A 14,097-nucleotide genomic window follows, 5' to 3' on the forward strand; every position below is an offset into this window, starting at 1 on the left:
GAAGTCAATCCCGAGTGAGGGAATCCAACGAGGGTTTTGCCTCTTGGCGTTCCGCTTTTTCATTGGGCAGAAACGTTATCTGTTCACCTTTTCCCGTCAGCAACCCTATCGATGCCGGTGAGCCATCAAGATTTAACGTGACTTCGCCAACCGCGGCAGCGTTCACGAGATATTGAGGGCTTCCATTGTCTGGTCTTCGGCGTTCAATACGCATCCGCTTGCGCCGCGTAAACACATTGAGGGGGGATTCGGGCCAGAACAACTTGCGATCAAACCATTCAAACACGGAAATGAACGGTTCAGGGAACTGGTTTCTAAAACCACTGCAGGTGATTTGCCAAATACGCGGACTACCTTTTCTAAAGCGCAGACGAATGTCATAAGCAAAGGAGTAATGCACATCGCCGGAGAGAATGACAAAGTTCTTTGGTGTTTTAGGGTGTTTGAATATGTTCAGCAATGCATTGGCAGAGCAGGGTGTGCCATCCAGTTCTCAGAGTCTGTTGCCAGCGGGTGGCCGCAAAACGTCACGATACGCTGAAGCGTTTCGATAAACTTCACGCCAAACATCGGGGCAGGCGACACCACCACCACGGCATCGTTGTTAAACACGTCGTGTTGAAAATCCATCAATGATTCCCAATCCATCAGGCCGGACGGTTTATTGTCACTGGACTCAGAGCGCCAGCGGCGCGTGCGTGTGTCGATCACCACCACTTTAGGTGAAGTAGGTATGGTGTAATGCCACTGCTCAAAATGCTGAAGAAGTTCGGAAACGTGCCCGAAGTTTTCTAGATTTGGGGCGGTAACGAAGGTGTTCACGGTCTCCATAAATTTATCGTCGAACACGTCCGGGTGATTTCCCCAACCTTGGCAAAGGAAATAGCTGAGCATGCCGTTTGTGATAATGGCCTGCGCGAGCGTTGAGCTGTCTATACCCTTTTCCCAGCCCACGGTAAGGTTAAAGTCATCAGTGACATCATGGTCATCAAAGATCATGTACGTGGGAATGTGCGCCATCAGACGACGAACATTCGGTAACGAGGATTTGAACCGCTCAAGTTCAGCTAGCTCAGTGTCCCAGCGGGTGGCTTGTTTTGCATCGGGGAAGCCGATGGCTTCGCCGTTTGGCAGCGTAATGTCTCGCCATAGTGAAGGCGACCACACCAAAACATACATGACCACAAATTCATTAAAACTGATCAGGTGATTGTCCAAGGTGCAAGAACTGAACACAGGCTCAGGCGCCGCATTGAGAAAGCGTTTGATAAAACCGTGATTCACGCGCGTTGTTGGCAAAATGTTTGCCCGTGAATAGAGCGGTGTTTTCGTTGTCACCAAGTCACTGCACGCGTTAATCACTTCGCCGTCGAAGGCTTGGTCATAGAGGCCAAGCAAGGTAATACTTTGACGAATAGCAGACATTAAAGGCCCGCAGACATCATCGGCATAGATCTGATCACCACTCATGATCAGCATGTTTGCGCGTTTTGGAACATCGAGTTCTGCGTATTTTCTATCGAGAGCCGCCAAGGCATCATCACAGTGGTGATGCGGGTGTCGGCAAGAGCCATGCGCAATGTTCGTGGCGGTTGATGAAACTAGAAATGAGGGACGCGTTTCTCCGGGATACAAGAAGCCTCAAGATCGGCAATTAAGGATTGCCCATCCATTTCGATGTCGTAATCAAGTGGCGTATCCAATGGAAAACCACTTTCACTCTTAAATTCGGCGAGTAGGGCAAAACATGACTCACCAAGTTGTATTTGATGCGTGTTAGCGAGTGAGGCTGAAAACAGCGGCGTCGATGACTCAGAAGCGTAAAGCGAGAAGTCAGCTTCCAAGCGTGAAGAGGTGATTGCCCACAGGCAAATCTCGTTTTTCGTGGCGCGTCTTAAAAGCGGCCCCGCAAGGAACAAGGGCAAAGAAGATGGCATGAGATTCTCTGATTTCTTCGTCTATACCATCACTTTACGTCCGTTAGCACTGAATTTGTAGTGGCTCCGCTATTTATTCTGTGCGCTCACCTTGAACCAATGAGTCTTCTGATGCTTTTTCTCGCCAGTGCATCGCAATATCATTCTCTCCAATATCATCGAGCGCGTTTGCCAAAGAAATCTGTGCTTGTTGGTGATCTTGGCGGGCAGACAGCGTTAAAAAGTAGATACCTTTCTCTTGGTCTTGATCGGTAATGAAACCGTTATACAGCATACTGCCAAGCGCATACTGTTCTACTGGGCTGCTGCAAAGCGCGAGGTCGAGAATCCACTTAAATTCATCGTAGTCAACGCCAGTGGGCATTCGTTGATTGTTGTAGATACTGCTGTTGTCAAGCGAAGTGGTTGATTGTTCTGCCTGACAGAAGTCGAGATAAAGCGTCGAGAGTTCGAAAACCGTTTTCGATTGGACGGCCGATTCGAAGTAAGGAATCGCGATTTCGCAATGCTGTCTAGGGTGTTTGCCTTTCTCCAATTTTTGCCAGCCACGATAAAAGTCGCTTTCAAGGAAGGCTTCGGAGTAATTCTGGATGGTCGGGCATTGGGTGTATTGTTGCTTTACATCTTCTGTGCAACCCATTGCCGAAAAGAGCACGACAGGAAGTAACCACTTCATACATCTTCCTTGAATTACTGGAGAAAACGCCAGTATAAAATCAGATGAATAGGGTGATGCGTTCTCAAAACTGGGATTATTGAAATTGTTTCAATGGTCTTGAATTTGAGATATGACCAAGCCACTCGACTGTGAGAGTCAGAGGCTTGGAGATGAGATACGTCAATGAGCAGTTATCTTACTTGCACATCATTCGGCGGTTGGCTTCGTGCGAATGTATGCCATGACAGCAATAATCCCACACGTAACGGACCGACGCGTAAAGAATCATAAAGTAGGCGAGAAGTTCGGAACCTTCTTCTGCGACGTTTTTGGCAGTGCGTACATACCCTTCGCTCAAAATACCGTGCCATAACGCACCCATACCGAAAAGGCGAGAGAAAACCAGTAGTGTGGCAAGCCCTAGGCAGAGCAGCGTAAAGTTCCGGCTTTTTACGAACTGGGAAAAGCTTCGCAGCATACTGTGGCGATCCGTGAGTGCGTAAAGCAAGGAAGACGCCGCAACAATGGCCGCAGGATAAACCCAGAATCCATGCCAAAACGTGTCGTCAAACCATTTGTCCAACTCACGAATCAACAAGCAAAGGAAAAAGCCAGCTACAAGGACGCCAAAATGTCTGAAGTCGGGCTTTTTCAACAAGATAGTTGTATAGCAGACTACGATTAGTAGAAGTACTGAATGCTCCGTGTACTCCGTGAGAGATTGCTCAGAAAGTCCGTTATGCAAAACGTTGATGTCGATTTGTACAATAAGCACAGGCAGGGCAACGAGAAGCGCAATAGAGAAAAAGTGGCACAGTGCGCGTAAAATGACGTGGCTTTGGTGGGATCTATACTGCATTGATGTCCTCCAAAAAAATCTTAAGTGGATACATTCAACAGACTTTTCTTCCGGGAAATGCGTCACGCAACGTGGTGCAGAGCGTCCTGACGGGTTCTGATGAAAAAGAGAGCCGGCAATATTATTGGAAATATCGAACACTGTTCGTCTCATTGTTGAGATATGAGAGTTGTTTTAATGCTCTTCGATGAAGTGCTAATGCGTGAAAGGACAAGATCGAACATGACTTTGAATAACATTCGTTGGGGAATGATTGGCTGTGGCAGTGTAACAGAACGAAAGAGTGGCCCTGCATTTTGGCAGGTTGAGGGTTCCTCTTTAGAAATGGTGATGGCACGCCGTGAGGAGCAGGCGAAAGACTATTGTGCTCGACATGGCATAGCGCGCTACACAACAGATGCGCATGAATTAGTGGTTGACCCCAATGTTGATGCGATTTATGTAGCGACACCGCCGAATAGTCACTTGGGCTATGCGCTGATGGCTGCCGAGGTCGGAAAGCCTTGTGTCGTCGAAAAGCCGATGGCCTTGAACACCAAAGAGTGTGACATCATGCTCTCTGCTTTCGAAAAGGCAGGCGTCCCACTTTTTGTTGCCTACTATCGTCGCTCTCTACCGCGTTTTGATGTCATTCAAAAGTGGATTGCAAAAGGAAAAATCGGAACGGTGCGTCATATCCATTGGACCTATCATCGTCCGCCCAACCCCAATGATGTCGCGGGGAAAGCGAATTGGCGCGTTGACCCAAATGTCGCGGGTGGGGGTTACTTTGTGGATTTAGCGAGTCATGGTTTGAATCTTTTTCAGCAGTGGTTTGGCAACATCACAGTCGCGAAAGGCATAGCAGTTAACCAGCAGGGATTCTATGCAGCAGAAGACGCGGTAACGGCGTGCTTTTCTTTTGAATCGGGTGTTTTGGGTTCAGGGTACTGGAATTTTGCTGCAGCTAACCGAGAAGATAAAGTCGAAATCATTGGCAGTGAAGGGAAAATCATTTGCTCTGTATTTGGAGAAGATGAGTTCGTTTTGGAAGGTAAAGAGCACCTTGTCTCCAACGTTGCTAACCCTGACGCTGTTCAATACTTTCATGTCGAAAACCTCATTGCGCATATAAAGGGTGAGAAAACGCACCCAAGCATGGGGATTTGCGGCAGGAACACGACGTGGGCGATGGAGCAGATACTGAAAAGTTAGAGACTACTGCTTGTTTTGAATTGCTTTTTGGTTGGAAAATGCACACTTAACACGAAAATAGTGCTAATGGGCAAATTAGTGCTTGCAAGCATCAGTCGCATTCCATAATATCTGAATCGTTCTCAGGAACACAGCAATTCCCCCTTAGTTCAGTCGGTAGAACGGCGGACTGTTAATCCGTATGTCGCAAGTTCAAGTCTTGCAGGGGGAGCCAAATTCAAATGATTTGTTTAAGTACGAATCATCCGCTTGAGAGTATCGCTTCGCGATATGTCGCAAGCCTAGGCAGCCCCGTTAAGTCATGCAGGGGAGCCAAATTTCAAGGCCTCGTCGAATGACGAGGCCTTTTTCGTTTCAGACTTCCAATCTATCCAGCCACCCCTTTCTTTTTCATTTGTTCCTATATCCCCAAATAACCTGAAGATGCAGGATTAAGCGAGTTCGGTTGTAGTGATTTTTCAGCAATAAAGTGACGTGCACGGTATTTTCTTGTTCGATTTATAAGCAAGAAAAACTCAAGTGTGGTCAAAGGGTTCAAACGGAGTGGATTGTAATGTTATATTATAACATTACTGTTCTGGCGTATTTGATGGACCATGCTGAAACTGCTTCGCAACGTATTACCTTTATTGCTCGCCGTGATGATCGGTTGGCAAGGTATTGCATTTGCTGAGCACAAGGGTTCGCATCACCACGAGGCATCTATTGACCACCATTGTGTGCTTTGCGCACTAGGTCTGCCGTCAACGACACCGCCAACCTCCGAATTGCTTGTTTCACCAGCGACTTTCCCCCAAGAGTTCGACTATCTCTTTTCATCTTTATCACTGGACGAGACAGCAGCAAATGCGCGCGATCCACCTTTCATAACGTTCAAAGATTTCTATAGTTAACGTAATAATTTTTGGAGTATTTATGAAAAAAGTAGGTTTGTTTGCGCTGAGCGCGATTTCATTGGGTATGTCAGCGACGGTATCGGCAGAAGAAGCGGGTCATCGTCAGCATGAAGCACATCAGCATGGCGTGGTTGAATGGCATATCGCGCAAGATGGCGATTTGCTTATGGTAGAGATTACTGCGCCGGGTGCCGATGTTGTAGGGTTTGAGCACGCACCGGAAAACAAAGAACAAGAACATCTGATCCATGAAGCCGAAGAAACATTGGCTGCTGTGGGTGGTTTGTTTGCAATCAATACCTCAGCGGGCTGCAAACTGACAGAACATCATGTCACGCAAACCTTGATGGAAGAACATGATGATCATGATGGGCACGACCATGATGCTCATGGACATGACGATCACCATGATGACCACGACAAACATCATGACGACCATGACGATCACGGACACAAAGACAGCCATGATGATCATCACGGTGACCATGACGACCACGCGGGTCATGACCACCATGACGAGCATGACCATGGCAAAGAATCTTCTCATGGCGAATTCTCTGCGCAATACACCTTTAGCTGTAGCAACCCAGCGGAAATCAAAACGGTCACCACCAACTGGTTTGACACCTTTAGCACGACTGAAAAGATCACTGTTCAGGCGTTAACTGACAAAGGTGTGGTTGCTGGCGATCTTTCTCCTGCAGCACGTTCGTTTAAGTTTTAATTGGGGGCCTCGTAATGAGGCCTTTGCTTATCTTTATGTTGCATATAGAAAACCTTCAGTTCAGATGGCCAGGACAGCAAGACCTGCAAATTGATATAGCGGAATTCTCTGTTGGAAAGGGTGAAAAAGTCTTTCTTAAAGGGGCGAGTGGAAGTGGTAAGTCGACACTGCTGAGCTTAATTTCAGGTATCAATGCGGCGCAATCTGGTCAACTAAACATCATGGGAACCGATGTCACGGCACTGCGAAATGCTGAGCGTGATGCATTCAGAGCTGATCATCTGGGTTATATCTTCCAACAGTTTAATTTGTTGCCGTATCTGTCTGTGCTCGACAACGTGACCTTGCCGTGTCGTTTTTCGGGGCATCGCGCCAAGCAAGTGTCGGACACTGTGGAAGTGGAAGCGAAACGTTTGTTGTTGGGTCTGGCGTTGCCAGAAGATTGTTTGGATAAACCGGTTACCTCGTTAAGTATTGGTCAACAACAGCGAGTCGCCGCAGCGAGAGCCTTGATAGGTAAACCCGCGCTGGTGCTTGCAGATGAACCAACATCCGCTCTGGATTACGATTCTCGAAATACCTTTGTTTCCTTACTGATGAAAGAGTGTGAAAAAGCAGGTGCGGCACTGTTGTTTGTCAGCCATGACCATTCATTGGAATCGCATTTCGACCGCAGCGTCGCGCTCAGCGAGATCAACGCAGCAAGTGTGGTGGGAGTTGAGGCCGCATGACAATCATGAAACTGGCGATTCAAAGCCTTAAAAACCGCAAAGCAACGGCGTTGCTGACCGTCTTCACGGTTGCTGTGTCCGTGGCATTATTGATTGGGGTTGAGCGTGTCGCACACAGGCGAAGGACAGCTTCGCGAACACCATTTCAGGAACGGATCTCATCGTCGGTGCGCGGGCAGGGCAGGTTAACTTATTGCTCTATTCCGTGTTCCGTATTGGTAATGCCACAAACAATATTGATTGGCGAAGTGCGGAAGATATCCGAAATCACCCATCGGTCGCGTGGTCGATTCCCATTTCTCTGGGTGACTCTCACCGTGGTTTTCGGGTCGTTGGAACAACAGACGAGTACTTTAAGCATTACAAATATGGTCAAAAACAACCGTTAACGTTTTCTGCGGGTAAACCGTTTGAAGGGCTTTTTGACACTGTTATCGGTTCAGAAGTCGCCAAAAAACTGGGTTACAAACTGGGCGATGAAGTGGTGATAGCGCATGGTTTGGCGGACAGAAAATTCAGTCGCCATGACAACTTACCGTTCGTCATCACCGGTATTCTTGCGCCTACGGGGACCCCTGTGGATCGCAGTGTTCATGTGTCCTTGCCCGCGATTGAAGCGATTCACATTGGTTGGGAAAGCGGCGCGAACATGGGTGCCAATATCAAAGCAGAAGACATTGACGTTAGTACGCTTCAACCCAAACAAATAACGGCTGTTCTGGTTGGTCTGAAAAGTCGCATTCAGACATTTGCCTTGCAGCGAACCATCAATGAATACAAAGCTGAGCCGCTCACGGCCATTATGCCGGGGATTGCACTGCATGAGCTCTGGGGCTTGATGTCCGTTGCTGAACAAGCACTGCTTGTGGTGTCAGGTTTTGTTGTCGTAGCGGGCTTACTGGGCATGCTTTCAAGCTTGCTGACCAGCTTGAATGAACGACGCAGAGAAATGGCCATTTTGCGTGCCGTTGGCGCAAGGCCTTTGCATGTCTTCTTGTTGCTCGTCAGTGAAGCATTACTGTTAACGATTTGTGGCATTGTGGCGGGTGTCGTAGTACTGTTTTTACTCGTTGAAATGGCCGCGCCGTTCGTACTGAGTCAGTACGGGTTGCAGCTTTCTTTTGGCTTACTCACGAGCTACGAATGGATGTTGCTCGGCATCGTTTTGATTGCTGGCTTCATCGTCGGTTGTGTGCCGGCACTTCGCGCTTATCGCCAGTCACTTTCTGATGGCATGACTATACGGATCTAATAATGAAGAAGTGGTTTTTATCTCTCATGCTGTGCTTCTCAACAGCAACCTTCGCTGAAGAAGCGTTAACACTGGACTGGCTTGACCTGATCCCAGAGAAAGAGCGCAACCAGTTCAATGAGAGAGGCATGCCAATCATTGACCATAACAATGACCAGCCAGCACAAAATCTTGTCGGTAATATTCGCCCTGAACTGAACAACAGCGAAGTGAAAATTCCGGGCTTTGTTATTCCCTTGGAAGGTGATGCGAACAAGGTGACTGAGTTTTTGTTGGTACCATTCTTCGGTGCTTGTATTCACGTGCCACCACCGCCACCAAACCAAATCGTTTATGTGAAGTTCGATAAAGGCGCGCCAGTGCAAGACCTTTGGGATGTCGTTTATGTTGTGGGTACGCTGAAAACGCAAACTGTGTCCCATGAACTGGCACAGGCAGGTTACTTGTTGGAAGGGCTGGAGATACAACCCTACGACGATTATTAAGTGAGAAAGCACCCGAAAGGGTGCTTTTTTTATGGCTCTGGGAACAGGGTATTAAGCTTGGAGTCAATCCATTGCATGACTTTATCCCATCCGCGCGCTTTTCGTTTAATTGCGCTCAATGTCAGCAGTGGTGGACTGGAAAGCTCGCTGGTGGAAAGCACTTTTAAACTGCCTTCCACCCACTCCATTTGCGCAATATGCTGGGGAACAAATGCCCAACCCACACCGCGCATCACCATGTTGGATATGTAGAAGTAGCTATCCACATACCAATACCTTGGCGAAATAGGCAATTCGCGCGAGATACCCAAACTGTCTACAATCGCCAGTTGACGGTAATTCACCAAATCGTCTTCCCGCGGGTGCGGGATTTGGGCGAGAGGGTGGTCCTTGGCAGCTATCAACACCTGATTAATGGTGGTTACGTCATACCAATCCAGGGTTTCTTTCATGGGTTTAACGCGAAAGATAAAACCTATGTCAGCGCGCTCGTCTTTCACCCATGTCGCGATGTCATCTTGAGAGCCGTTGAGAATGGTGAGTTTTAAGTCGGGAAACGTTTCGGCCAACGATTCAAACAAGGTCTCGAAGGTCTGCATCGGTACCGCTTCATCCATTGCTACGGTAAAGGCGACTGGGTCACCTTCGGTTACTGCCATTGCGCGTGCATTCATGCGCTGACATTGCTGAAGAATCGCTTTAGCATCAATCAGCATCTCCTTGCCTTCTTCGGTCAGCACTGGACGTTTTGCCGTGCGATCAAAGAGCTCAAAGCCCAAATCAATTTCTAGATTTGCAATGGCGGTGCTAACGCGAGATTGTGCCTTTCCCAATTTTCTTGCCGCGGCAGAAAATGAACCGCTGTCTGCGGCTTCCACAAAGGCTTTTAGCTGTTCTAACGTCCATTGCATAGTGGTCTAACCTATCCGTTTTGAGGATGATTTTAATCTTTATTCTATCTGATATCTGAAGATAATAGCGCGAGACTTTTCTATGTGACACATTTTATGCACACCAGTGATTTAAACCCCAATGCTTCAATAACTAAAACGTTCTGGCGTTTCACGATTCCGGCGATTGCCGCGATGATTGTGAACGGCTTGTATTACCTTGTCGATGGTATCTTTATCGGCCACTTTGTGGGCGCAGAAGGGCTTGAAGCAATCAACATTGCTTGGCCTGTTATTTCTATCATCGGCGGCGCGGGTTTGATGATTGGTATGGGCGCAGGCAGCCTGATTTCCATCTACCGCGGTGAAGAAAACATCGTTGCTGCCCGCAATGCAATGACCACAGGGTTGCTGCTGACCGCTGTCTTTGGCGCGTTGGCTTCTCTGTACATTCTTTTGCTGGGTAAACCTTTGGTGGATCTGCAAGGCGCAACTGGACTGGCTGAAGCTTTGCCAACGATTACCTGAATGTCTTTATCTTTGGCTCGGTAGCAACCGTCGCCGCATCTGCATTGCCATTTTTGATTCGAAATGACGATAGCCCGATTGTGGCAACATCAATGATGGTGGCGGGCGCATTAACCAATATCTTGATGAACTATGTGTTCATCGGCGTGTTTAAGTGGGGTCTAGAGGGTGCTGCAATTGGTACCGTCGTTGCTCAGCTTATGTCGATTGCAATGGCGTTGGCGTATCTTGCGTCCAAGCACTCTTACCTCTCAATCTTCAAGCATCCGCTTCGCAGCAGTGTAAATGACGCCAAACAAACTGTGGTGCTGGGCAGTTCGTCGTTGGCGATGTTCATGTACTACGGGGTGCTTGTCGCTTTCCACAATAAGCTGTTTGTGGAATACGGCTCAAACGTCAGCGTGGCGGCGTTTGCGATTGTGGGTTACTTGATGACGCTTTACTACGTGGTGGCTGAAGGCATTGCTGAAGGTATGCAACCGCAGGTGAGCTTCTATCACGGTGCAAAGCAATACAACAACATTGTGAAGGTGGCAAAGCTGGCGACCATGGTGTCTTTAGCTGCAGGTGTACTCTGGCTTGCCGTGCTAAACCTGTTCCCAGATTTTGTCATTGGTATGTTCAATACTGGCAATGACTCGCTGATCCAAGAAGCAACAACTGGCATCCGCATTCACTTGTCGGCCATGTATCTGGATGGCTTGATCATTTTGGCTTCGATGTACTTCTTGTCTGTTGGCAAGGGAGGAACATCACTGGCAATTTCACTGGGTAACATGTTTATTCAGCTGCCATTCCTTGCGGTATTGCCAAAGCTTTATGGCGTTACTGGGGTATGGATGTCGATGCCGTTGTCGAACGTCGTGTTGGCTTCCATTGTTCTGCCAATCATGTGGCGTCATATTCTTAAGCAACGCACGGTTGCCCCGTCGCCAGACTTGGCACCGGCATAAACGCAATGAAAAAGGGGAGCTTTTGCTCCCCTTTTTACTGCTTAGAATTCATCCCATTGGATGTCGTCTTCTTCCGGCGGCGGCTCTGCCTTACGCCTTCTTTTCGTTACCGCTTTTTTGGCTGTCTTCGTCGTTTTGAGCACGGGCGATTTGATGGCTTCAGCCGATTCAGACACGGTGAAGAATTCCATCATGACGCTCATGTCCTGAGACTGGGAGAGCATGCTTTCACCCGCCGTCGCCGCTTGTTCTACCAAGCCGCGTTTTGTTGGGTCATGGTGTCCATTCTGGCAATGGCGATGTTAACTTGCTCGATGCCTGAGCTTTGTTCTTGCGCCGCTTCGCTGATTTCGGCCATTTTGATACCGACTTCTTCAACCATGTTGACGATCTCTTGCAGCGTATCGCCAGACTCACTGACGAGTTGCGCACCGTCTTCCACCTTTTTGTTGGTGTCACGGATAAGCTCTTTAATTTCTTTCGCCGCCTCTGCTGAACGTTGTGCAAGGCTACGTACTTCACCTGCTACCACCGCAAAGCCACGGCCTTGTTCACCAGCACGTGCGGCTTCGACCGCCGCATTCAACGCGAGCAGGTTGGTCTGGAAGGCGATTTCATCGATAACGCCGATAATGTCGGATATCTTATTACTTGCGCCACTGATTTGATCCATTGCGGTAATGGTACGCATAACTACGCTGCCGCCTTCGCGGGCTTTTGAGCGAGCTTCTTCACTGAGTTTGTTCGCAAGCACGGCATTTTCCGCGCTTTGTTTAACGGTATCAGTCATGTTTTCCATGCTGACTGCTGTCTCTTGCAGAGAGGTCGCTTGGTCTTCCGTACGTTGACTGAGATCTCGGTTACCCGACGCGATTTCATTGGAAGAGTTAGCGATGGTGGCTGACGCGCGGCGAATATCACTGATTACCTGAGTGAGTTTCTCGATGGTCGAGTTGGTGTCGGTTTTGAGCTGACCAAAGCGTCCTGCGTAGCTCTTCTCGATACGCTCAGTCAGATCACCGCCTGCCATTGCCGCAAGTATACGCTGCACATCGCCAAGGGCTGTGTCTGTGTTGGCAGTGAGCGAGTTGAGGCCTTGCGCAAGGTTAAGCAAGAAGCCTTGTTTGTCTTCAAGCGAAAGTTGTTTGGAGAAGTCACCACGGGTTGCTGCATCAACAACGGCATCAATCTCACGTTCAATCGCGACCTCAGCGGTTCTGTCTGTCCATTCGATGACGGTACCGATTCTGTCTCCATTGTCATCAATGATGGCACTGGCTGCGATAGCCATGATTCGCGTGCCTACTGGCAGTTCGATGTTATGAGTGCCTTGTAGGTGCTCCAGAATGTGGCGTTGGTGGTTCGGGTTTCTATGGAAGAAATCGATATTCTGCCCGAGGATATTTTCGGGGTCGAAGTGAGGAACCAAGGTCGCAAAGTCTTCACGCGCATCACGCATCAGTTCTTTGGACGACCGGTTCATGTAGATAATGTCGTAGTTGCGATCCGCAATCATGGTGTTTGTGGAAACATTATCGAGAGCTTGTCTTACACGGGCATTCTCTTCAGCCTGAATCTTGGCTTCATGTTCAAGGTCCGCTTTAATGCGTTCTGACTCTTCGATGTTTTCTAATGAGGTGTTGGTTGCCTGCTTAATCAGCAGCAAATCCCCGTTATATTCCGATTCAATACGTTTGCTGAAATCGCCTTCTGCAAGGCCTTCCATGACGACGCGGATCTCTCCGATGGACGCTTGCATACTGTCCATGAGTGTATTGAATGCATCGGCGGATTGACCAATCTCATCTTTGCTTTTCACTTCAACGCGAGTTGAAAAATCGCCGTTAACCGCAACGTCGCTCAATCGGTCAGTCAGTTCTTGAACTGGCTTAGTCACAGAGCGCGTAACGAGCAACGCAATCACAGAGATAATCACCACGCCCGCAACGAGAACGATAAGCACCAAGTCTTTGAGGCTAGCGATGGAGTCAAACGCTTCGGACTCATCGATTTCGGCAATCAACGCCCAGGTGTTATCGCCAAATTCAATCGGTGTGTAAGCAGAGAGCACTTTGACGCCACGGTAGTCTTCGATGACCTCATACGCGGTTTGTCCGGCCAGCGCTTCTACTGATGCATTCGTTATCATTTCGCCTTCTTCTGGATTCTCAAAAGAGGCCAAAACAGAATGGGTTTCGGGAGAAAGGTAGGAATCTGAGCGCATTAAATAATCCGGCCCCACGAGATAGGTTTCACCGGTTTCTCGCATGCCCGTTCGCTGAAGCATGATGCGATTGATCTCGTCAAAGGAGAGTTCCAGCACCGCAACCGCGAGCATCTTGCCTGTGAGATCTTTAATTGGGCTTGCGATGAATGCGACGGGCTGATTGTCTTTCACCACATAGCGTTCATAGTCTTGTACCGAGGTTTCTTGCGAGGCGAGCACTTTGTTAAACACGTTACCAAGCGGACTGTCTTGTAAGTCGCCGGTGTAGAGATTTTGTCCCAAATCACCGTGCTTGTTGGCGGTATAAACCACATGGCCCGTGTCAGCTTGAATGATCAGAACGTCGGCGTAGCCATAAACATTAACGTAATCGACCAGGGTGCTTCCGTGTGTGTTCCAGATTTCTTCGTATTCGTAGGTGTCGGTAATGAATTCGTCAGCCGCGCTAATCTCTTCATCGACGGCATAGAACTGCATTAATTTCTGAATTTGTTTTGCATCTTCACTGCCTGAGAGAATACGAATGTCGTTAAATGCGCGATTGAAGTAGGTCTCTATCTGGGTTTTCTTTACTTCACGCATGCTGACGAGTTGGGCGAATGCTTGTTGTTGGAGAGCCCCACTGGTCTTACTGAGTGCTAAATACCCGACGACTAATATCGGCAGGACGCCGATAAATAGAAATATGAGTAATAGTTTTGACTTCAGTTTTCCAAACATTGTTCACCCTTCCCGTCACGCAGTGAGGAAAGGCAAATTGCCT

Annotated in this window: 11 protein-coding genes, 1 tRNA gene and 2 pseudogenes; 8 read left to right on the forward strand and 6 right to left on the reverse strand. The window is 48.4% G+C overall.

The annotated features are described in order from the left end of the window. Window positions 1–4: 4 nt before the first annotated feature. The 3 genes and pseudogenes from ATN88_RS17660 to ATN88_RS17670 form a co-directional block, all read right to left on the reverse strand. A pseudogene (locus tag ATN88_RS17660) lies at window positions 5–1,937 on the reverse strand (alkaline phosphatase family protein). Window positions 1,938–2,010: 73 nt separating this feature from the next. Continuing rightward, window positions 2,011–2,613, reverse strand: coding sequence for an SEL1-like repeat protein (locus ATN88_RS17665; protein WP_067418797.1), 603 nt, complete (start codon window positions 2,611–2,613; stop codon window positions 2,011–2,013). A 178-nt stretch (window positions 2,614–2,791) separates the two neighbouring features. Further along, window positions 2,792–3,454, reverse strand: coding sequence for a hypothetical protein (locus ATN88_RS17670; protein WP_067418799.1), 663 nt, complete (start codon window positions 3,452–3,454; stop codon window positions 2,792–2,794). A gap of 222 nt (window positions 3,455–3,676) precedes the next feature. On the opposite strand from ATN88_RS17670, the gene ATN88_RS17675 reads away from it, so the two are divergent. The 7 genes from ATN88_RS17675 to ATN88_RS17705 all read left to right on the forward strand — a co-directional run bounded on the left by ATN88_RS17675 (window position 3,677) and on the right by ATN88_RS17705 (window position 8,736). After that, window positions 3,677–4,648: a Gfo/Idh/MocA family protein gene (locus ATN88_RS17675; RefSeq protein ID WP_067418802.1), complete on the forward strand. Its 972-nt coding sequence runs from the start codon at window positions 3,677–3,679 to the stop codon at window positions 4,646–4,648. A 138-nt stretch (window positions 4,649–4,786) separates the two neighbouring features. Beyond that, window positions 4,787–4,862 (forward strand) — tRNA-Asn (locus ATN88_RS17680). A 382-nt stretch (window positions 4,863–5,244) separates the two neighbouring features. Further along, a complete protein-coding gene (locus ATN88_RS17685; RefSeq protein WP_067418804.1) occupies window positions 5,245–5,541 on the forward strand; it encodes a hypothetical protein in 297 nt (98 codons plus the stop codon). A 22-nt stretch (window positions 5,542–5,563) separates the two neighbouring features. Next, complete coding sequence (gene zrgA, locus ATN88_RS17690; protein WP_067418807.1) at window positions 5,564–6,268, forward strand: zinc uptake protein ZrgA; 705 nt, start codon at window positions 5,564–5,566, stop codon at window positions 6,266–6,268. Between the two features lie 35 nt (window positions 6,269–6,303). Further along, complete coding sequence (locus ATN88_RS17695; protein WP_067418809.1) at window positions 6,304–6,999, forward strand: ABC transporter ATP-binding protein; 696 nt, start codon at window positions 6,304–6,306, stop codon at window positions 6,997–6,999. A gap of 205 nt (window positions 7,000–7,204) precedes the next feature. After that, complete coding sequence (locus tag ATN88_RS17700) at window positions 7,205–8,251, forward strand: ABC transporter permease (RefSeq protein ID WP_408607719.1); 1,047 nt, start codon at window positions 7,205–7,207, stop codon at window positions 8,249–8,251. A 2-nt stretch (window positions 8,252–8,253) separates the two neighbouring features. Next, window positions 8,254–8,736 carry a DUF3299 domain-containing protein gene (locus ATN88_RS17705; RefSeq protein ID WP_067418811.1) on the forward strand — a complete coding sequence of 161 codons (483 nt, stop codon included), beginning with the start codon at window positions 8,254–8,256 and terminating at the stop codon, window positions 8,734–8,736. Window positions 8,737–8,765: 29 nt separating this feature from the next. Here ATN88_RS17705 and ATN88_RS17710 read toward each other — a convergent pair whose 3' ends face one another. Further along, window positions 8,766–9,647 carry a LysR family transcriptional regulator gene (locus tag ATN88_RS17710; RefSeq protein WP_067418813.1) on the reverse strand — a complete coding sequence of 294 codons (882 nt, stop codon included), beginning with the start codon at window positions 9,645–9,647 and terminating at the stop codon, window positions 8,766–8,768. Between the two features lie 96 nt (window positions 9,648–9,743). Here ATN88_RS17710 and ATN88_RS17715 point away from each other — a divergent pair. Next, window positions 9,744–11,107, forward strand: a pseudogene (locus tag ATN88_RS17715) (MATE family efflux transporter). A 41-nt stretch (window positions 11,108–11,148) separates the two neighbouring features. On the opposite strand, the gene ATN88_RS27630 reads toward ATN88_RS17715, so the two are convergent. Continuing rightward, window positions 11,149–11,364, reverse strand: a complete 216-nt coding sequence (locus ATN88_RS27630) for a hypothetical protein (protein WP_232313370.1) — start codon at window positions 11,362–11,364, stop codon at window positions 11,149–11,151. Beyond that, entirely contained in the window at window positions 11,358–14,054 is a 2,697-nt protein-coding gene (locus ATN88_RS17720; protein WP_232313371.1) for a methyl-accepting chemotaxis protein, read from the reverse strand. The genes ATN88_RS27630 and ATN88_RS17720 overlap by 7 nt, the downstream gene beginning before the upstream one ends. Window positions 14,055–14,097 lie beyond the last annotated feature (43 nt).

This window comes from Enterovibrio coralii (assembly GCF_001559595.1).
Classification (GTDB): domain Bacteria; phylum Pseudomonadota; class Gammaproteobacteria; order Enterobacterales; family Vibrionaceae; genus Enterovibrio; species Enterovibrio coralii.